Source organism: Escherichia sp. SCLE84 (assembly GCF_012584495.1).
Lineage (GTDB): Bacteria > Pseudomonadota > Gammaproteobacteria > Enterobacterales > Enterobacteriaceae > ECMA0423.
In genome coordinates this window covers 1259362-1278083 of record NZ_CP051430.1, presented here as the reverse complement: position 1 = coordinate 1278083, position 18722 = coordinate 1259362, and the positions used below count along the sequence as shown (strand labels likewise).

Here is an 18722-nt window from a genome sequence, read left to right as displayed (position 1 = left end):
AAGTAGTTTCTGTATTAAAGCCCTGTTTGCCGAAAGGCCCAAAATGAAGGAAGTAAAATATGTCTAATAAAATGACTGGTTTAGTAAAATGGTTTAACGCAGATAAAGGTTTTGGCTTTATCACTCCTGATGATGGCAGCAAAGACGTTTTCGTCCATTTCACTGCCATCCAGAGCAATGAATTCCGCACGCTGAACGAAAATCAGAAAGTTGAATTTTCTATTGAGCAGGGGCAACGTGGCCCCGCGGCAGCGAACGTTGTTACGCTCTAAGGTTGCCGTTATTACTCAACATCTCCATTTCCGCTGTCCATGTTGTCATGGTTCACAGTACCGTACATCGGCATTCGATGTGACGGAGCGAAACCCTTTGGGCGCTAAGTGTATTTTTTGTAAATCGACGATGATCACCTTTGATAACGTCGCGCTGCAAATACGCACGGACCATGCGCCGCTGGATTTCACAAAATAATATCAGGCTCCCTCGTGGAGCCTTTTTTATATCTGCCTTATTTTTCTTCAACGCTGTATGTATAGTAAGCGATAACCTGTTGATTATTGAATCTTTCGGGGAGATGGCTTATAACATTTCTTACCTGACCAGGGTACCGGGAACCAACACCTTACTGGCGTGTTGCTGTCTTTCAAGACCAGAAGAGGTTAACAGTGAATATTGAAGAGTTAAAAAAACAAGCCGAAACGGAAATCGCCGACTTTATCGCGCAAAAAATCGCCGAGCTGAACAAGAATACAGGGAAAGAAGTCTCTGAAATTCGCTTCACCGCACGAGAAAAAATGACCGGGCTTGAAAGTTATGATGTCAAAATCAAAATAATGTGATTTTGTGAACATCACCCGTGCGAGGTGATGTTCCGCTTGTTGCTAATTTAGTGACCAATCATTGGCGCTTGTGGAATTAAGCGTCGGTACAATTCATCCGGTACCGGGCTTTGCCATACTCCCGCATACATTGCGTAACCAATCACCGCAAACATAATCCCCAGAACCAGTAGCGTCATTAACCAGCCAGACAACGCAAAGGCTTTTTTATTTGCCGCAGGTTTTTGCAGTGAAAAGGTCAATGTTGAGGCTACCGGACATGACTCTACGCAAGTCATACAGCCGGTACATTCCACTGTTCGTACCTGAATTAATTTATCGACCGGGATCCGTGATGGACAATTTTTTGCGCATTTGCCACAGTCGATACAACTTTCGGCATTGCGACGAATCTTAAACGGCGACAATAGCGAAACCACGCCCATCAGCGCGCCATATGGGCAAAGATAACGACACCAGGCATGGCGAATAAACAGGCTGGCAATCAGCAAAACGGTCACGCTGATTAATGTCGCGGTCCCCATATGACGAAAGAAATCGAGCATTTTAACGTCCATCACCACGCTGTAGGGCGACAACATAAAATAGTGAATCGCCTGAGCGGGCATCAATAACGCGATATAGAGAAAAAAACTCAACAGCAAATACTTCACGCCGCGCAGAGGAATATCCAGCCAGCGGGGAAGGACACATTGCCGACCAAACAGTTTGTTACCGAGATCGCCGATTAATTCAGAAAGCGTACCAACCGGGCATAACCATGAGCAAAAGGCCTTTTTGAGTAATAGACTGATGACGATAAAAGCGACCAATAACAGCATCGCGGCGGCGTGGACGGACGGTAACTGACCTGTTACAAGGCTATATTTCAGATTCATCAGCCCGGCAATCGGTAGCCAGCCTTCGATACCTCCCGGTCTGGCGACAAATGTCGTGCTACTTGCCGTTTCGTAATAGCGCACCCAATACCAGAACGTGATGGCAATATAAATATTCATTGCCAACAGTAATAATTGCGTCGCTTTACGCCAGGTCGTGGCATTACGCCAGTCATTCCACGGTAATTTGCCGCCCGTCGTGCCTGGCCGCCGCTGCCAGCGGGTTCTTTTATTCTCTGCCATGATTTTGCCAGTCCGTTAAGTTGTATACCAAATGCCACTATTCTAGTTGTTCTTAACTGGCTGATATTGATTCAAATCGCGTTCAGGTCTTTCTTATGCAACCATGCTTCCAGAGCGGCAACACTGCGTGTAATTTCTTCGTGTGGAAGGGGGGCAGATAATGGCTGCTGCTCCAGTTGTGCGCATAGCTGGCTGGCGATACGCATTCCCAGACTCGAGCAACTGCTTTTTAGCTGATGCGCGGCACGCTTTATTTTCTCGCTATCCTGACTGGCGCGGGCAATGTCGATTTCATCGAGAAGCGGCAGGGCATGTTGTGTAAATAATACCAGCCATTCGTGGATCTTCTCCGTCCCCATTAACTGAGCATCTTCATTGAGTTGCGATACATCCAGCGATTGATCGTTATTGACTTGCCGTTGGAGATAGTGCGCCAGTAACTGACCGAGCACTTCACGCGGCACCGGTTTAGGGATAATCCCGCGGAATAATGAACTGGTACGCTGGCGCAGCGTTTCGTCAATGACATGGGCGCTAAAGCCAATCAAAACCAGCGACGGATATTGCTGTGCCAGTTGTCGGGCAAGCGTAATGCCGTCGACATCCGGCAGATCAAAATCCACCAGTGCGGCAGCAAACGGTTCGCTATTTTGCAGTGTCTCTAAAGCCTGCGCGGCATTGCCAACAGCAACAACCTGCGCACCACTGGTGTTCAGCATCTCAACGGTAATTCGCTGGGTTAGCGGGTTATCTTCAATTAACAGCAAACGTAAACCGTCAAGACGCACCGCCTGATTGACTGTTTTTGGCACGGGTGCCGTGGCAACACGTAACGGCAAGCGTAAACAAAAACAGCTTCCAACCTCCGGCGTGCTGGTGGCGCTCAGTTCGCCGCCCATCGCCTGGGCCAGACGGCTACTGATAGTCAGCCCCAGCCCGGTGCCGCCGCGTTTGCCGCTTACCTGCACAAATGGCTGGAAGATTTCTGCCAGTTTCGCGGGATCAATACCGCAGCCGCTGTCTTCCACTTCGACCAGCCATTGCTCGCCATCAGTGCGACTACGCAGGATAATGTACCCTTCGTCAGTAAAACGCAGGGCGTTGCTCAACAGGTTGGTTATAACCTGACGAATACGTCGTGGATCGCCCATTAACGCGCACGGCATATCATCGGCAATTGCCGTTGCCAGGCGAATCGGGCGACCTTTCACCCGTCCGCTCATTAATTGCAGGGTACTTTCCAGCAGCGGGCGCGGTTCAAAGGGCTCATCGCTGACCGAAACATTCTTGCCACCTGCTTCGATAGCGGAATAATCGAGAATATCGTTGAGGATGGTCAGCAACGATTCACCAGAGTCAGTAATTGCCCGCAAATCATCACGCTGGGCGTTAAGTGCGGGGTTATCTGCCAGCAGTTGAGCAGTGCCGAGAATACCGTACAGCGGTGTGCGGATCTCATGGCTCATCGCCGCCAGAAACGCCGATTTTGCCTGGCTGGCTTTTTCTGCTTCCGCCCGTGCCTGTCGGTGTTCTATCACCAGTTCCTGCAATTCAGCTGTACGCGCTTTGACCTGCGCCGCCAGCTGTTCGCGGTGGCGATTCAGTGCATGAACATTGCTGCGAAACGCATCCATCAGCCGCCCGATGGTATCCAGCTCCCGTACGCCAGCGGTTTCCGGGAAAGGGGAGTCAATATCACCGTCCAGCAGCCGTTGCAGCGCCTGCGTTTGTTCGGCAAGTGGACGCGTGACTGAGCGATAAACCACGCGCCAAAGGATCAGAATCAGTGCGCAAAGTGAAACCATCCCCAGCAATAACAGGCTGTATTGCCCGCGTGCACTGGCTTTTTCCAGATGCGCCAGTCCGTGCTGATTACGCAGCTCAATGGTGTCGACCAGCTGACTGACTTCGCTACTAAACTGCGCGAACTGGGCGATGTTATTTTGTGCGAGAGTTTGTAGGTGATTGCTGATTTCACTGTCCTGCTGATACAGCGCCAGCAAATCGCTATATTGGCTAACGGTAGTTAACGTTGTTGCGACCTGCGCACGAACACCCGGATCTTCAATGCGTATTTGCCGACGTTGCAGAATTTTCACCGCATTATTGAGCTGCTTTTCCAGCGTTGGTGCATTTTTCTGGATCTGCTCCAGCCCCAGATTCATCACCATTTGCTGCACCCGCAGAGCGCTAAGGCGCAGTTCATTCATCTGGTTAACATACTCAAGATCGATATCAATCAGCCGATCGAGTGCACTTTCAGCAGCCTGACGCTGATCTTGTTCGATCAAATCGTAAATCCCGGCCTGGGTCGCTCCAGCGGAAGTTGTCGCATTATTCGCCTGACCTTGCGCCAGGCGTGCGATCTCATCGGCGGCAGCGACTATCTGCTGACTGAGTTGCCGTTGTTGCTGGCGTAGTTGCAGACGCCGCCCCACCAGTTCCCCTTGCTGACGTAATGAACGGGAGATCTCCTGCTCCTGTTGTTCAATAGCGGTGGTATCAAAACCTTGTTCCCGTAACGCTTGCAGCAACGCATTAATCTTCAGGCTTTGTGCGGTGAGCATTCGCCCCTGCGCCTGCCACATCTTTTCGTTATCGGCACTGGTCAGGTTCTGCGCGGCGAAAAGTTCCCAGGCGCTGGCTTCGCTCAACTGGCGCGCCATATTCATGGTAGGAATCAATGCCTGAGTGTTGTCTTTTTCCACCTGGCTGATAAAGCGCAGGTTGTACCATCCCACCAGGGTACTGGTCAGGGTTAACAGCGCCATCAGGGCAAAGCCCATCCAGAGTCTTCGGGTCAGGGTTAAATTCACGGTCGGTGCACTTAAGGTGAAAAAGGTTGAGTCGCAAAGCGGAATGCATCTAGCATAAAGCCTTATTATTGATGAGGCTATCATGCGCGTACTGCTATTTTTACTTCTTTCCCTTTTCATGTTGCCGGCATTTTCGGCTGATAACCTGTTGCGCTGGCATGATGCGCAGCATTTCACGGTGCAAGCCTCTATGCCGCTTAAAGCCAAACGCGCATGGAAACTGTGCGCGCTTTATCCCAGCCTGAAAGATTCATACTGGTTATCGTTGAACTATGGTATGCAGGAGGCAGCTCGCCGCTATGGTGTGGATTTAAAAGTGCTGGAGGCAGGCGGCTACAGCCAGTTGGCTACCCAGCAAGCACAAATCGACCAGTGTAAACAGTGGGGCGCAGAGGCCATTTTACTCGGTAGTAGCACGACCTCATTTCCCGATCTGCAAAAGCAGGTAGCAAGTCTGCCGGTGATCGAACTGGTAAATGCTATTGATGCTCCCCAGGTGAAAAGCCGCGTTGGTGTACCCTGGTTTCAGATGGGCTATCAACCTGGGCGATATTTGGTGCAATGGGCGCACGGTAAACCACTGAACGTGCTGTTGATGCCCGGACCCGATAATGCCGGGGGCAGTAAAGAGATGGTCGAGGGTTTTCGCGCAGCCATTGCCGGAAGCCCGGTGCGTATTGTTGATATTGCGCTTGGTGATAACGATATTGAAATCCAGCGTAACCTGTTGCAGGAGATGCTGGAACGCCACCCAGAAATCGACGTCGTTGCCGGAACGGCCATTGCGGCAGAGGCGGCAATGGGTGAAGGGCGTAACCTGAAAACGCCGCTTACCGTGGTGTCGTTTTATCTTTCACATCAGGTGTATCGCGGGCTGAAGCGGGGAAGAGTGATTATGGCTGCCAGCGATCAAATGGTCTGGCAGGGGGAACTGGCGGTTGAGCAGGCCATCAGGCAATTACAGGGGCAATCGGTGTCTGATAATGTCAGCCCACCGATTTTAGTTCTGACGCCGAAAAATGCCGACCGTGAACATATTCGCCGCTCGCTGTCACCAGGGGGATTTCGTCCGGTCTATTTTTATCAGCACACATCAGCGGCTAAGAAATAACCTTCACCATGTTGCGTCACCAGTAAATCCGCGCTGAGTTTATGACGTAAACGACGAATTAACACATCGACGGTGCGCAGGTCAGGGTTTTCCACCCGACGCGCAGAAAGCATACGTAGCAGACGTTCACGGCTGAGAATTTCGCCCGGATTCGTCACAAATGCCACCAACATTTCATACTCTGCGCGGGTCAGTTTAATCGGCTCGCCATCCCGCTCCAGCGTATGGCGCGACACATTCAGGCAATAACCGGCAAAGCGATAGCAGTTGTCCTGAGTGTGCGGTTGAGCTTGTCGCGCGAGGTCGATTCGCCAGAGCAGATTTTTCACCCGTACTACCAGTTCGCGCAGTTCCAGCGGTTTGGTGACGTAATCGTCTGCGCCCATTTCCAGCCCAACAATACGGTCAATCCGATCGCTGCGTCCGGTAACCAGAATAATCCCCACCGTTGAGCGTTCTCGCAGGGCGCGGGTTAACATCAGGCCATTTTCATCGGGTAAGTTGATATCCAGCAGAATTAAATCTACCGGCTGATTCTGCATAATTTCCCGCAGCCCGGCACCGCTCGCTGTAACGGAAACGGTATACCCCTCCTGAGTGAAGTAAGATTGTAATCGCGCCTGGGTAACCGGCTCATCTTCAACAATAACAATGTGATGTGGCATCAGAGGGTTTTACTCATTCTGTTCATATCTGTTCATATTCTGCCGTAAGCCGTTCATCCTAACCAGTGCCGCTGTTCATATTTGCTCATTAAGATCGCTTCACTAAACCATAATTTTACAGGGGCTATTATGCGGAAACTCTGGAACGCGCTACGCCGACCCAGTGCTCGTTGGTCGGTACTGGCGCTGGTCGCAATTGGGATTGTGATTGGCATTGCGCTGATTGTATTGCCACACGTTGGGATCAAAGTCACCAGCACAACCGAATTTTGTGTCAGTTGCCACAGTATGCAACCGGTGTATGAAGAATATAAACAGTCGGTGCATTTCCAGAACGCCTCCGGCGTGCGAGCTGAATGCCATGACTGTCATATCCCGCCGGATATTCCAGGCATGGTGAAGCGCAAACTGGAAGCGAGCAATGATATCTACCAGACCTTTATTGCTCACTCCATTGATACACCTGAAAAATTCGAAGCCAAACGCGCGGAACTTGCCGAGCGTGAATGGGCGCGAATGAAAGAAAACAACTCGGCAACCTGCCGCTCCTGCCATAACTACGATGCGATGGATCATGCGAAGCAGCATCCTGAAGCGGCACGTCAGATGAAGGTGGCAGCGAAAGATAATCAATCCTGCATCGACTGTCATAAAGGTATTGCCCACCAGTTACCGGATATGAGTAGCGGCTTCCGTAAGCAGTTCGATGAGCTGCGCGCCAGTGCTAATGACAGTGGTGACACGCTGTACTCTATTGATATTAAGCCAATTTATGCGGCGAAAGGCGATAAAGAAGCCTCTGGTTCTCTGCTGCCTGCTTCGGAAGTGAAAGTCCTTAAACGTGACGGCGACTGGCTGCAAATTGAAATTACCGGCTGGACGGAAAGCGCCGGACGTCAGCGTGTACTCACCCAATTCCCAGGTAAACGCATCTTTGTTGCCTCGATTCGTGGTGATGTGCAGCAGCAGGTAAAAACGCTGGAGAAAACCACCGTTGCCGACACCAATACCGAGTGGAGCAAGTTGCAGGCCACTGCGTGGATGAAGAAAGGCGACATGGTGAACGATATCAAACCGATCTGGGCTTATGCGGATTCGTTGTACAACGGCACCTGTAACCAGTGCCACGGCGCACCGGAAATCGCCCACTTTGACGCTAACGGTTGGATCGGCACGCTCAACGGCATGATTGGCTTTACCAGTCTCGATAAACGTGAAGAACGCACCTTGTTGAAATATCTGCAAATGAATGCGTCTGACACCGCAGGTAAGGCTCACGGCGATAAGAAGGAAGAAAAATAATGAACAATAACGATCTCTTTCAGGCATCACGTCGGCGTTTTCTGGCACAACTCGGCGGCTTAACCGTCGCCGGGATGCTGGGGCCGTCATTGTTAACGCCGCGCCGTGCGACTGCGGCGCAAGCGGCGACTGACGCTGTCATCTCGAAAGAGGGCATTCTTACCGGGTCGCACTGGGGGGCTATCCGCGCGACGGTGAAGGATGGTCGCTTTGTGGCGGCAAAACCGTTCGAACTGGATAAATATCCGTCGAAAATGATTGCCGGATTGCCGGATCACGTACACAACGCGGCGCGTATTCGTTATCCGATGGTACGCGTGGACTGGCTGCGTAAGCGCCATCTCAGCGATACCTCCCAGCGCGGTGATAACCGTTTTGTGCGCGTGAGCTGGGATGAAGCCCTCGACATGTTCTATGAAGAACTGGAACGCGTGCAGAAAACTCACGGGCCGAGTGCCTTGCTGACCGCCAGTGGTTGGCAATCGACGGGGATGTTCCATAACGCTTCGGGGATGCTGGCGAAAGCTATTGCCTTGCATGGTAATAGCGTTGGTACGGGCGGAGATTACTCTACCGGTGCTGCGCAGGTGATCCTGCCGCGCGTGGTTGGCTCAATGGAAGTGTATGAACAGCAAACCTCCTGGCCGCTGGTATTGCAGAACAGCAAAACCATTGTGCTGTGGGGCTCTGATTTGCTGAAAAACCAGCAAGCGAACTGGTGGTGCCCGGATCACGATGTTTATGAATATTACGCGCAGCTAAAAGCGAAAGTCGCCGCCGGTGAAATTGAGGTCATCAGCATCGATCCGGTTGTCACATCCACCCATGAGTATCTGGGGCGCGAGCATGTGAAGCACATTGCGGTTAACCCGCAAACTGATGTGCCGCTGCAACTGGCGCTGGCGTATACGCTGTACAGTGAAAACCTGTACGACAAAAACTTCCTCGCTAACTACTGTGTGGGTTTTGAGCAGTTCCTGCCGTACCTGCTGGGTGAGAAAGACGGTCAGCCGAAAGATGCCGCATGGGCTGAAAAACTGACCGGCATTGATGCCGAAACCATTCGTGGGCTGGCGCGGCAGATGGCGGCGAACAGAACGCAAATTATTGCTGGCTGGTGCGTGCAGCGTATGCAGCACGGTGAACAGTGGGCGTGGATGATTGTGGTTCTGGCGGCGATGCTGGGGCAAATTGGCCTGCCAGGTGGTGGCTTTGGTTTTGGCTGGCACTATAACGGCGCAGGCACGCCGGGGCGTAAAGGCGTTATTCTGAGTGGTTTCTCCGGCTCTACGTCGATTCCGCCTGTTCACGACAACAGTGATTACAAAGGCTACAGCAGCACCATTCCGATTGCCCGTTTTATCGATGCGATCCTCGAACCGGGGAAAGTGATCAACTGGAACGGTAAATCGGTAAAACTGCCGCCGCTGAAAATGTGTATTTTTGCCGGAACTAACCCATTCCATCGCCATCAGCAGATCAACCGCATTATTGAAGGCTGGCGCAAGCTGGAAACGGTTATCGCCATAGATAACCAGTGGACCTCAACCTGCCGCTTTGCCGATATCGTGCTGCCTGCGACCACGCAGTTTGAGCGTAACGATCTCGACCAGTACGGCAACCACTCCAACCGTGGCGTTATCGCCATGAAACAGGTGGTGCCGCCGCAGTTCGAGGCGCGCAACGACTTTGATATTTTCCGCGAGCTGTGCCGTCGCTTTAATCGCGAAGAAGCCTTTACCGAAGGGCTGGACGAAATGGGCTGGCTGAAACGCATCTGGCAGGAAGGTGTACAACAAGGCAAAGGACGCGGCGTTCATCTGCCAGCGTTTGATGACTTCTGGAATAACAAAGAGTACGTCGAGTTTGACCATCCGCAGATGTTTGTTCGCCACCAGGCATTCCGCGAAGATCCGGATCTCGAACCGCTGGGCACGCCGAGTGGCCTGATTGAGATCTACTCGAAAACCATCGCCGATATGAACTACGACGATTGTCAGGGGCATCCGATGTGGTTTGAGAAAATCGAACGCTCCCACGGTGGGCCCGGCTCGCAGAAGTATCCGTTGCATCTGCAATCTGTGCATCCGGATTTCCGACTTCACTCGCAGTTATGTGAGTCGGAAACTCTGCGTCAGCAATATACGGTAGCGGGTAAAGAGCCAGTGTTCATTAACCCGCAGGATGCCAGCGCGCGCGGTATTCGTAACGGTGATGTGGTACGCGTCTTTAACGCTCGCGGTCAGGTGTTGGCAGGGGCAGTCGTTTCTGACCGCTATGCACCCGGCGTGGCACGAATTCACGAAGGGGCATGGTACGATCCAGATAAAGGCGGCGAGCCTGGTGCGCTGTGCAAATACGGTAACCCCAACGTGCTGACCATCGACATCGGTACTTCGCAGCTGGCGCAGGCGACCAGTGCGCACACTACGCTGGTGGAAATTGAGAAGTACAATGGAGCAGTGGAGCAGGTGACGGCGTTTAACGGCCCTGTGGAGATGGTGGCGCAGTGCGAATATGTTCCCGCGTCGCAGGTGAAATCATGACCACGCTGACAGCACAACAGATTGCCTGTGTTTACGCCTGGCTGGCGCAGTTGTTCTCCCGTGAACTGGACGATGAACAACTGACGCAAATCGCCAGTGCGCAGATGGCTGAATGGTTTTCGTTGCTGAAAAGCGAACCGCCGCTGGCTGCGGCGGTGAATGAGCTGGAAAACTGTATTGCCACGCTGACAGTACGTGACGATGCCCGTCTGGAACTGGCCGCTGACTTTTGCGGCCTGTTTCTGATGACCGACAAACAAGCGGCGCTGCCGTATGCATCGGCCTACAAACAGGACGAGCAAGAGATTAAACGCTTGTTAGTTGAGGCAGGGATGGAAACCAGCGGCAATTTCAACGAACCGGCAGACCATCTGGCGATCTATCTCGAGTTGTTGAGTCATCTGCATTTTTCGCTGGGAGAGGGGACCGTTCCTGCGCGAAGAATCGACAGTTTGCGGCAAAAAACACTGACGGCGCTGTGGCAATGGTTACGAGAGTTTGCTGCGCGTTGCCATCAGTATGACAGCTTTGGTTTTTACGCGGCACTAAGCCAGTTATTGCTGGTGTTAGTGGAGTGCGACCACCAAAACAGATAACGTCGTTTATGCGCCTGAAAAGACGCGTTTAGCGTCGCATCAGGCATTATGGCGCAGTTGCCGGATGCGTCATCACATCCGGCAAACACACATCACGGATGAGCTACAAACCGGGAAAGCCGCTGGCGTAGCAGGCGGTTTTCCTGCTTCAGGTGTGCAATATCATCCATTAACGTCAGCGCCACCGCGATCCCCGGCCAGTCCAGAGCCAGTTCATGACGCAGGCGTACCGCGCGTTGCACCACAATGGCGGCATGGTCGTCAAATACCCAGGTTGTTTCCTGGATCTCACGCGGTTCAACCACCCCCAAACCGACAATTTCATTCAACTCCTCTTCAGAGATGCCGGTATGCAGGCAAAATTCGGTAATAGTAAAAGTCACCGTAACATTAGCCATCATGCTTTCCCCCAATCTTTACGTGGATCAAAAGACGACTGGGCGTCTGCCAGTTGCTGCCACAGCGCGGCAGTGTTTTCATCCGGTTTCGGCGGCATCACGATTTTCAGTACCGCATACAGATCGCCGGTCTGTTTTTTGCTCACCAGACCTTTGCCTTTAACGCGCAATCGTTGCCCGGCCTGGCTGCCTGGCGGGATAGTCAGCAAAATGCTTTCTTTCAGTGTTGGAACGGTGACTTTAGCACCCAGCGCCGCTTCCCACGGGCTAACCGGCACCACAATTTCCAGATCCTGGCCGACAATATCGAACAGCGGATGTGGCGCAATATGAATCACCAGCCACAAATCGCCATTTGGACCACCGTTTTCGCCCGGCGTCCCCTGGCCTTTCAGACGGATGCGTTGACCATTGCCGACGCCCGCCGGGATCTTCACATTCAGCGTTTTCGGGATTTCCTGTTCGATCATGCCAAAGGCGTTATAAACCGGCAGGTTATAGCTGATGGTACGCTTATGCTCAGTCAGCGTTTCTTCGAGGAATACCGCCACTTCGATTTCAATATCGTGGCCGCGTGCGGCGGGGCGTTGACGGCTCTGGCGGGCATGCTGACCGAAAATTGACGAGAAGATATCGTCAAAATCTTCGGCATTAAAACTCTGACCGTCGCCATGATGGAACTGACGGTTAAATTGCGGATCGTTGCGATGTTGCCACATCTGATCATACTCAGCGCGACGTTGTTCATCACTTAACACTTCCCAGGCTTCAGCGACCTCTTTGAAGCGGGCTTCGGCATCCGGTTCTTTGCTGACATCAGGATGGTATTTGCGGGCAAGTCGACGATAGGCGGTCTTGATTGTCTTGAGATCGTCCGTCGGTTTCACGCCCATGATGGCGTAATAATCCTTTAATTCCATAGCGTTATCTCGCGTAAATCAACACAAATTGAAGGAACCCCTGTAAGGTAACTCCTATAAGTGTAGGGTAATCCTCAAAATTTCATATGCCAACACAGAATATGTTATTGAAATCATCGCGGAGAGGAGGTCGCCATCAAGATGGGTTACTGAACATATTTTAAACAGGTGAAAAAGGGTGAGCGATTTTTGATAGTTGAACCAGGCACTTTAAGTTTAACTGGGGCGTCATTATTTATTAAATTTTATAGACGCTATATATGGGTAGTAATATACATGGAATTAGTTGCACTGCAAATAATTATTTGAAACAGGCCTGGAACGATATAAAAAATGAGTACGAAAAAAATCAAACATATTCAATCACGCTTTTTGAAAACACACTGGTGTGTTTTATGCGGTTATACAATGAACTCAGACGTAAAGTAAATGAAGAGGATACTCCATGTCTGGAATGTGAATCACTAGAAAAAGAATTTGAGGAAATGCAGAATGATAATGATCTATCATTATTTATGAGAACATTGCGTACTAATGATACACAAATTTATTCAGGGGTTTCAGGAGGTATTACATATACTATACAATATGTTCAAAATGTTGATATTGTTAGAGTGTCCTTGCCGGGCAGAGGTTCAGAGTCTATCACAGATTTTAAAGGTTATTATTGGTATGGCTTTATGGAATATATTGAAAACATTACTGCGTGTGATGATGTTTTTTCTGAGTATTGTTTAGATGATGAAAATATGAGTATCCAGCCAGAACAGATAAATACGCCGGGAATATCTGATTTAGATTCTGGTATTGATTTGTCTGGTATATCTTTTATTCAGAGTGAAATTAATAAAACTTATGGATTAAAATACGCTCCAGTAGATGGCGATGGCTATTGTCTGTTAAGGGCCATACTGGTTTTAAAAGAACATGAGTATTCATGGGCGCTGGGCAGCCATAAGACGCAAAAGCAAGTATACGAAGAGTTTATTAAAATTGTTGATAAACAAACGATCGAGGCTCTTGTTGATACGGCATTCTATAATCTCAGGGAAGATGTAAAGACGTTATTTGGCGTTGATCTACAATCTGACAACAAAATTCAGGGGGAGGGTAGTCTTATGTCATGGAACTTTCTGTTTTTTAAAAAATAATTTATTGATAGTTGCTTGAATGACAAAAAATGCATACTGCATTTACCCGAGTTTATATTTAATGATAACAAGGCACGCCTTGTTTTAGACACCGACCCAGAGAAGAGGATTAATGAGGTGAAAAATTTCCTCACTGCTCTTTCAGATAGCATTTGCTCATTATTTATTGTTAATAGTAATGTGGCATCAATCTCCTTAGGGAATGAATCCTTTTCAACAGATGAAGATCTTGAGTATGGTTATTTAATAAACACTGGCAATCATTATGATGTTTACCTCCCTCCTGAACTTTTTGCTCAGGCTTACAAGTTAAAAAATAAGGAAATGAATGCGCAACTCGACTATTTAAATCGTTATGCAATTTAATGGCAAAGGCATATGCTAAAAACCATTGTTATTAGTCTCACACTTTTTTATTGGTAAATATTGTCTCTGTATTGGTAACGCCGCAGATATTCTGTTTAGCCACAGGTGCAATTATCAGCGGCGTACGCGAGGCAGGGGCTAATCAGGCATAGTTTGCGTCAAACCTTGCCTGTTTTTGAAGATGTATATAGAAAAACAGGCGTTCAACAAGCCATTTTGCGAACCTGTTCCCGGAAAAAAGTCATATTTCTGTCACACTCTTTAGTGATTGATAACAAAAGAGGTGCCAGGAATGAACAAAACGCTAATCGCCGCAGCTGTGGCAGGGATAGTTTTACTCGCTTCAAACGCTCAGGCACAAACCGTACCGGAAGGCTATCAGCTACAGCAAGTGCTCATGATGAGCCGCCATAACTTACGTGCGCCGCTGGCGAACAATGGCAGTGTGCTGGAGCAGTCGACGCCGAATAAATGGCCAGAATGGGACGTCCCCGGTGGGCAACTCACCACCAAAGGTGGCGTGCTCGAAGTGTATATGGGCCATTACATGCGTGAATGGCTGGCAGAGCAGGGGATGGTGAAATCGGGGGAATGCCCGCCGCCGTACACCGTTTATGCCTATGCCAATAGTCTGCAACGTACCGTTGCGACCGCACAGTTCTTTATTACCGGCGCATTCCCGGGGTGTGATATTCCTGTGCATCACCAGGAAAAAATGGGCACTATGGACCCAACCTTTAACCCGGTGATCACCGATGATTCCGCCGCATTCAGTGAACAGGCGGTGGCGGCAATGGAGAAAGAGCTCAGCAAACTCCAGCTTACCGACAGCTACCAGCTACTGGAAAAAATCGTTAACTATAAAGATTCCCCTGCCTGTAAAGAGAAACAACAGTGTTCGCTGGTGGATGGCAAAAATACCTTTAGCGCCAAGTATCAACAAGAACCAGGTGTTTCCGGGCCGCTGAAAGTCGGCAACTCGCTGGTAGATGCGTTTACTTTGCAATATTACGAAGGTTTTCCGATGGATCAGGTGGCCTGGGGAGAAATCAAATCTGACCAGCAGTGGAAGGTGTTGTCGAAGCTTAAAAACGGCTACCAGGACAGCCTGTTTACCTCACCGGAAGTGGCGCGCAATGTTGCGAAACCGCTGGTCAGTTATATCGACAAAGCTCTGGTCACCGATCGCACCAGCGCACCGAAAATTACAGTGTTGGTTGGGCACGACTCCAACATTGCCTCTCTGTTAACGGCGCTGGATTTCAAACCGTATCAGTTGCATGACCAGAACGAACGCACGCCGATTGGCGGCAAAATCGTTTTCCAGCGTTGGCATGACAGCAAAGCCAATCGCGATTTGATGAAAATTGAATATGTGTATCAGAGTGCGGAACAGTTACGTAATGCCGATGCGTTAACCCTGCAGGCACCTGCTCAGCGTGTGACGCTGGAATTAAGCGGTTGCCCGATAGATGCCAACGGTTTCTGCCCGATGGATAAATTTGATAGCGTGTTGAATGAAGCGGTGAAATAACAGAAAACTCCCCCGCGAGAAGCGGGGGAGTCGCTGGTTAAACGTTTTTACGTTCGATGGTCTGTTCGCCCCAAAAAAGCGAATCTTTATCGGTCTTAGCAAAGGCTTTGACTAACACTTCATCGCTACCTTCTTCCCAAATCTTTTCCGCCATTTTTTCGTCGTACCCGGCGACTTCGAAAATGGCCTCGGCTATTTCCGGCGACGTATTGCGCAGAGATGCCCATTCACCGACGTGATGAGCTTTCGCTTCTTGAGTTGGCATGCGTATCCTCCTGTTGAAGATTAGCCGTTAAGTTTAACTGCCAGACCTGCGACATATTCCCCTTGATAACGAGCAATAGACAGTTCTTCCTGGCTTGGCTGGCGTGAGCCGTCACCGCCTGCGATGGTGGTTGCGCCGTACGGCGTACCGCCGCGAACCTGTGTAACGTCAAATAATTCCTGCGCTGCGTAGCCAATGGGGACAATTACCATGCCGTGATGCGCAAGGGTCGTCCAGGTTGAAGTAATAGTTTGTTCCTGACCGCCGCCAGTACCGGTGGAACTAAAGACGCTCGCCAGTTTTCCGTATAGTGCGCCGGAAGCCCACAGGCCGCCCGTCTGGTCGAGGAAGGTACGCATTTGACCGGACATGTTGCCAAAGCGGGTAGGTGTACCAAAAATAATGGCGTCGTAATCGGCCAGTTCTTGCGGGGTTGCAACCGGTGCAGTTTGCGTTTTACCGCCTGCTTTTTCAAATAATTGCGGCGGCATGGTTTCCGGTACACGCTTAACGACAACTTCTGCGCCATCGACTTTGCTTGCACCCTCAGCGACTGCGCGTGCCATCGTTTCAATATGTCCGTACATGGAATAATAAAGCACCAGAACTTTAGCCATTTCTAACCACTCCTCGTGTTATCTCTATTCCGTAGCGATTCGCTACCACTTATTTAAAGATAAGACGTCCTTTTCAGAGTGCAAATTTCACAACCACTTATTTGATTTATAACAACTTTCACAAGCACGTAATTTTGTCGCAAAATGACACATTTTTATCTCATCGCGTTTTTTTAATCATAAGAGCGGCTTATGGATAATTATTTGAGATGATATCTATTCTCGCTAAGAAGCTGTTGCAGGATATTACCAAACGCGGGTCTGCCCGCGTCAGTTCACTAAGCTTAGTCCCACGTAGCGAAAATATGGCAGCCGCCATACGCCGCGTTAATTCTATGCAATATGATGTCTATACCCAGACGGAGGTCAGTAATGGCAAACCATCGAGGCGGTTCCGGCAATTTTGCAGAAGACCGCGAAAGAGCATCAGAAGCAGGTAAAAAAGGTGGACAGCACAGCGGGGGTAATTTCAAGAATGACCCGCAGCGCGCATCTGAAGCAGGTAAAAAAGGTGGCAAGAGCAGTCACGGCAAAAGCGACAACTAGCCGGGCTAATCAATGACGAATGCATTTTTTTCTTAGGCTCGTCAAAAAGTCATCACCGCCGGTAATCCCGGCGGTTTTCTGTTTATGGCTCCTGATGAACAACTTCTGGCGGTGGAACGTCAACCAACTTTCTGCTTAACAACGCATTGAGTAAAATCGCGCCAAAGGTTGCTGTACCAATCCCTCCCAACGTAAAACCGCCCAGCGTGAGAGCAAAATCACCCGCGCCCAGCACTAAGGTTACTGCGACCATAATCAAATTACCGTTCTGGCTTAAATCGACACGGTTTTGTACCCATATCCTTGCGCCTGCGACGGCAATCAGCCCGAACACAACAATTGATGCACCACCAATCACCGCGGCCGGAATGGTATGAATCAGCGCGCCAAATTTCGGTGAAAAGCCCAACAGCATGGCGATGACGGCAGCAGCGACAAACACCAGCGTCGAGTAGACTTTTGTCACGGCCATTACACCGATATTCTCGGCGTAGGTGGTTACGCCGCTGCCACCGACAGAACCAGAAAGCATCGTCGCCAGCCCATCACCGACGAATGCCCGCCCCATATACGGGTCCATATTGCGTCCGGTCATCCCGGCGACCGCCTTGAGATGACCTAAGTTTTCCGCCACCAGAATCACCGCCACGGGCGCAATCAGCATCATTGCCTGACTATTAAAAGCAGGAGTGGAAAAATGTGGCAAACCGAACCAGGCAGCATGGCTGACGAGAGTAAAATCGACGGCTTTTCCCAGCCCTAAAAGGTTGGTCATCACGCCATACAGCAGACAGGCGACAATTAAACCTACGAGAATCAATAACCGCTGGATCATGCCACGGGTAAACACCGCCACCAGCCCAATACACAGCACCGTCATTACCGCCATCCAGCTATCAAAGGCCGAAGCCGATACACTTTTCACTGCGATAGGCGCTAAGTTCAGGCCAATCGCCATCACCACCGCACCCGTCACCACCGGCGGCATTAGTCGTTCAATCCAGCGTGTACCAATTTTCATCACCACCAGGCCAATGACGGTATAAACCAGCCCACAGGCGATAATCCCGCCCAGCGCAATGCTGATATTCGGGTTAATGCCCTGACCGTTAAAGCCCGTCGCGGCAATCACCACGCCGACAAAAGCCGCGCTGGAACCGAGATAACTGGGGACGCGCCCGCCGGTAATAAAGAAAAACAGTAACGTGCCGATCCCCGACATTAAAATGGAAAGATTGGGATCCAGCCCCATCAGAATCGGCATTAACACCGTCGCGCCAAACATCGCCACCGCGTGTTGAACGCCCATTACTGCCGTCTGAGCAAACGGCAATCGTTCATACGGCGCGACCACGCCGCTCTCTGTAGAGGTCGATTTTAACTGCCAGTGAGGAAAACCGAACATTGCCATCAGCTGTCTCCTTTAGGAGGTTAACAAGCAGGGCGCATCAGCGCGTGATAACTGCGATCGAACCACACCAGCCCGTAGGGTGTGGCGTGACGATGAATCGCTTCGATGGCGCAAAACAGAATGTCGTGGGTGCCGACGCTCACCACCTGGCTGATACGGCAGTCAAACGAAACCAGAGCCTCTTCCAGTTGCGGGCATCCGGTCACACCCGTCTGCCAGCGGGCGGCGGCAAAGCGGTGTTCCATGGGCGTTTTGCCGCCAAAAAGATTTGAAAGCGGCTCCTGCCCGGCGCTCAGTGTATTTACACACAGCGTTCGATTTTCATTGAATACCGGCCAGACGGACGCCCCACGATTCAGGCACACCAGTAATGTAGGCGGCGTGTCGGTCACGCTGCAGACCGCGCTGGCGGTGAACCCGGCGCGCCCGGCTGGACCATCCGTGGTGATGATATTGACTGCCGCGCCCATACAGGACATCGCATCGCGAAAGGTTTGTTGATCGACAATGTTCATGGT

Annotated in this window: 19 protein-coding genes and 1 pseudogene; 11 read left to right on the top strand and 9 right to left on the bottom strand. The window is 50.7% G+C overall.

The annotated features are described in order from the left end of the window. The first annotated feature begins 59 nt into the window (after positions 1-59). The 4 genes from cspG to HGD79_RS06435 are packed head-to-tail and all read left to right on the top strand — an operon-like array spanning position 60 to position 839. Positions 60-272: a cold shock protein CspG gene (gene cspG / locus HGD79_RS06450; RefSeq protein ID WP_000066490.1), complete on the top strand. Its 213-nt coding sequence runs from the start codon at positions 60-62 to the stop codon at positions 270-272. A gap of 10 nt (positions 273-282) precedes the next feature. Beyond that, a complete protein-coding gene (locus tag HGD79_RS06445) occupies positions 283-471 on the top strand; it encodes a cold-shock protein (protein WP_071524879.1) in 189 nt (62 codons plus the stop codon). Further along, entirely contained in the window at positions 446-676 is a 231-nt protein-coding gene (gene ymcE, locus HGD79_RS06440; protein ID WP_001316982.1) for a protein YmcE, read from the top strand. Before HGD79_RS06445 ends, ymcE begins: the two co-directional genes overlap by 26 nt. Then, positions 666-839: an addiction module toxin, GnsA/GnsB family gene (locus HGD79_RS06435; RefSeq protein WP_001019197.1), complete on the top strand. Its 174-nt coding sequence runs from the start codon at positions 666-668 to the stop codon at positions 837-839. The genes ymcE and HGD79_RS06435 overlap by 11 nt, the downstream gene beginning before the upstream one ends. Positions 840-886: 47 nt before the next feature. On the opposite strand, the gene HGD79_RS06430 is transcribed toward HGD79_RS06435, so the two are convergent. Further along, positions 887-1960, bottom strand: a complete 1074-nt coding sequence (locus HGD79_RS06430; protein WP_000829668.1) for a 4Fe-4S binding protein — start codon at positions 1958-1960, stop codon at positions 887-889. A 71-nt stretch (positions 1961-2031) separates the two neighbouring features. After that, positions 2032-4776: a TMAO reductase system sensor histidine kinase/response regulator TorS gene (gene torS, locus HGD79_RS06425; RefSeq protein ID WP_071828255.1), complete on the bottom strand. Its 2745-nt coding sequence runs from the start codon at positions 4774-4776 to the stop codon at positions 2032-2034. Between the two features lie 82 nt (positions 4777-4858). Between torS and torT the strand changes: the two genes are divergently transcribed. Beyond that, complete coding sequence (gene torT, locus HGD79_RS06420) at positions 4859-5887, top strand: TMAO reductase system periplasmic protein TorT (RefSeq protein WP_001264919.1); 1029 nt, start codon at positions 4859-4861, stop codon at positions 5885-5887. On the opposite strand, the gene torR is transcribed toward torT, so the two are convergent. Then, positions 5860-6552: a two-component system response regulator TorR gene (gene torR, locus HGD79_RS06415; RefSeq protein ID WP_001120112.1), complete on the bottom strand. Its 693-nt coding sequence runs from the start codon at positions 6550-6552 to the stop codon at positions 5860-5862. The two genes, torT and torR, sit on opposite strands and share 28 nt — an antisense overlap. 129 nt (positions 6553-6681) lie before the next feature. Between torR and torC the strand changes: the two genes are divergently transcribed. Genes torC through torD form a run of 3 tightly spaced genes read left to right on the top strand, consistent with a single transcriptional unit; the run spans position 6682 to position 10996 of the window. After that, entirely contained in the window at positions 6682-7854 is a 1173-nt protein-coding gene (torC, locus tag HGD79_RS06410) for a pentaheme c-type cytochrome TorC (protein ID WP_001230242.1), read from the top strand. Next, positions 7854-10400 (top strand): trimethylamine-N-oxide reductase TorA, encoded by a 2547-nt coding sequence (gene torA / locus HGD79_RS06405; RefSeq protein WP_001062104.1) that lies wholly within the window; start codon positions 7854-7856, stop codon positions 10398-10400. The genes torC and torA overlap by 1 nt, the downstream gene beginning before the upstream one ends. Beyond that, positions 10397-10996, top strand: coding sequence for a molecular chaperone TorD (torD, locus tag HGD79_RS06400; protein ID WP_096147327.1), 600 nt, complete (start codon positions 10397-10399; stop codon positions 10994-10996). Before torA ends, torD begins: the two co-directional genes overlap by 4 nt. A 92-nt stretch (positions 10997-11088) precedes the next feature. Here torD and cbpM read toward each other — a convergent pair whose 3' ends face one another. After that, complete coding sequence (gene cbpM, locus HGD79_RS06395) at positions 11089-11394, bottom strand: chaperone modulator CbpM (RefSeq protein ID WP_000024560.1); 306 nt, start codon at positions 11392-11394, stop codon at positions 11089-11091. Then, entirely contained in the window at positions 11394-12314 is a 921-nt protein-coding gene (gene cbpA, locus HGD79_RS06390; protein WP_000420617.1) for a curved DNA-binding protein, read from the bottom strand. Before cbpA ends, cbpM begins: the two co-directional genes overlap by 1 nt. Before the next feature lie 260 nt (positions 12315-12574). Here cbpA and HGD79_RS06385 point away from each other — a divergent pair. After that, positions 12575-13831 (top strand): annotated as a pseudogene (locus HGD79_RS06385) (YccE family protein). 292 nt (positions 13832-14123) lie between these two features. Continuing rightward, the gene (gene agp, locus HGD79_RS06375; RefSeq protein ID WP_001044280.1) at positions 14124-15365 is read left to right on the top strand and encodes a bifunctional glucose-1-phosphatase/inositol phosphatase; all 1242 of its coding nucleotides are present in this window, start codon (positions 14124-14126) and stop codon (positions 15363-15365) included. Positions 15366-15402: 37 nt separating this feature from the next. On the opposite strand, the gene HGD79_RS06370 is transcribed toward agp, so the two are convergent. Together HGD79_RS06370 and wrbA are read right to left on the bottom strand one after the other, a co-directional pair. After that, the gene (locus HGD79_RS06370; protein ID WP_001143120.1) at positions 15403-15630 is read right to left on the bottom strand and encodes a YccJ family protein; all 228 of its coding nucleotides are present in this window, start codon (positions 15628-15630) and stop codon (positions 15403-15405) included. Positions 15631-15650: 20 nt separating this feature from the next. Further along, entirely contained in the window at positions 15651-16247 is a 597-nt protein-coding gene (wrbA, locus tag HGD79_RS06365) for an NAD(P)H:quinone oxidoreductase (RefSeq protein ID WP_021534123.1), read from the bottom strand. A gap of 372 nt (positions 16248-16619) precedes the next feature. On the opposite strand from wrbA, the gene HGD79_RS06360 reads away from it, so the two are divergent. Further along, positions 16620-16793, top strand: coding sequence for a general stress protein (locus HGD79_RS06360; protein ID WP_001273658.1), 174 nt, complete (start codon positions 16620-16622; stop codon positions 16791-16793). An 82-nt stretch (positions 16794-16875) separates the two neighbouring features. On the opposite strand, the gene rutG is transcribed toward HGD79_RS06360, so the two are convergent. Both rutG and rutF read right to left on the bottom strand, forming a co-directional pair. After that, positions 16876-18204 carry a pyrimidine utilization transport protein G gene (gene rutG, locus HGD79_RS06355; RefSeq protein ID WP_001240628.1) on the bottom strand — a complete coding sequence of 443 codons (1329 nt, stop codon included), beginning with the start codon at positions 18202-18204 and terminating at the stop codon, positions 16876-16878. Positions 18205-18224: 20 nt separating this feature from the next. Then, positions 18225-18719, bottom strand: a complete 495-nt coding sequence (gene rutF / locus HGD79_RS06350) for an NADH-dependent FMN reductase RutF (RefSeq protein WP_001028095.1) — start codon at positions 18717-18719, stop codon at positions 18225-18227. Positions 18720-18722 lie beyond the last annotated feature (3 nt).

Excerpts from the sequence above, each read along its gene's own strand:
- agp (WP_001044280.1), top strand. The coding sequence starts at position 14,124 with ATGAACAAAACGCTAATCGCCGCAGCTGTGGCAGGGATAGTTTTACTC.
- torA (WP_001062104.1), top strand. The coding sequence starts at position 7,854 with ATGAACAATAACGATCTCTTTCAGGCATCACGTCGGCGTTTTCTGGCA.
- wrbA (WP_021534123.1), bottom strand. The coding sequence starts at position 16,247 with ATGGCTAAAGTTCTGGTGCTTTATTATTCCATGTACGGACATATTGAA.
- rutF (WP_001028095.1), bottom strand. The coding sequence starts at position 18,719 with ATGAACATTGTCGATCAACAAACCTTTCGCGATGCGATGTCCTGTATG.
- rutG (WP_001240628.1), bottom strand. The coding sequence starts at position 18,204 with ATGGCAATGTTCGGTTTTCCTCACTGGCAGTTAAAATCGACCTCTACA.
- cbpM (WP_000024560.1), bottom strand. The coding sequence starts at position 11,394 with ATGGCTAATGTTACGGTGACTTTTACTATTACCGAATTTTGCCTGCAT.
- HGD79_RS06430 (WP_000829668.1), bottom strand. The coding sequence starts at position 1,960 with ATGGCAGAGAATAAAAGAACCCGCTGGCAGCGGCGGCCAGGCACGACG.
- HGD79_RS06370 (WP_001143120.1), bottom strand. The coding sequence starts at position 15,630 with ATGCCAACTCAAGAAGCGAAAGCTCATCACGTCGGTGAATGGGCATCT.
- torR (WP_001120112.1), bottom strand. The coding sequence starts at position 6,552 with ATGCCACATCACATTGTTATTGTTGAAGATGAGCCGGTTACCCAGGCG.
- cbpA (WP_000420617.1), bottom strand. The coding sequence starts at position 12,314 with ATGGAATTAAAGGATTATTACGCCATCATGGGCGTGAAACCGACGGAC.
- torD (WP_096147327.1), top strand. The coding sequence starts at position 10,397 with ATGACCACGCTGACAGCACAACAGATTGCCTGTGTTTACGCCTGGCTG.
- HGD79_RS06360 (WP_001273658.1), top strand. The coding sequence starts at position 16,620 with ATGGCAAACCATCGAGGCGGTTCCGGCAATTTTGCAGAAGACCGCGAA.
- ymcE (WP_001316982.1), top strand. The coding sequence starts at position 446 with ATGCGCCGCTGGATTTCACAAAATAATATCAGGCTCCCTCGTGGAGCC.
- cspG (WP_000066490.1), top strand. The coding sequence starts at position 60 with ATGTCTAATAAAATGACTGGTTTAGTAAAATGGTTTAACGCAGATAAA.
- torT (WP_001264919.1), top strand. The coding sequence starts at position 4,859 with ATGCGCGTACTGCTATTTTTACTTCTTTCCCTTTTCATGTTGCCGGCA.
- torC (WP_001230242.1), top strand. The coding sequence starts at position 6,682 with ATGCGGAAACTCTGGAACGCGCTACGCCGACCCAGTGCTCGTTGGTCG.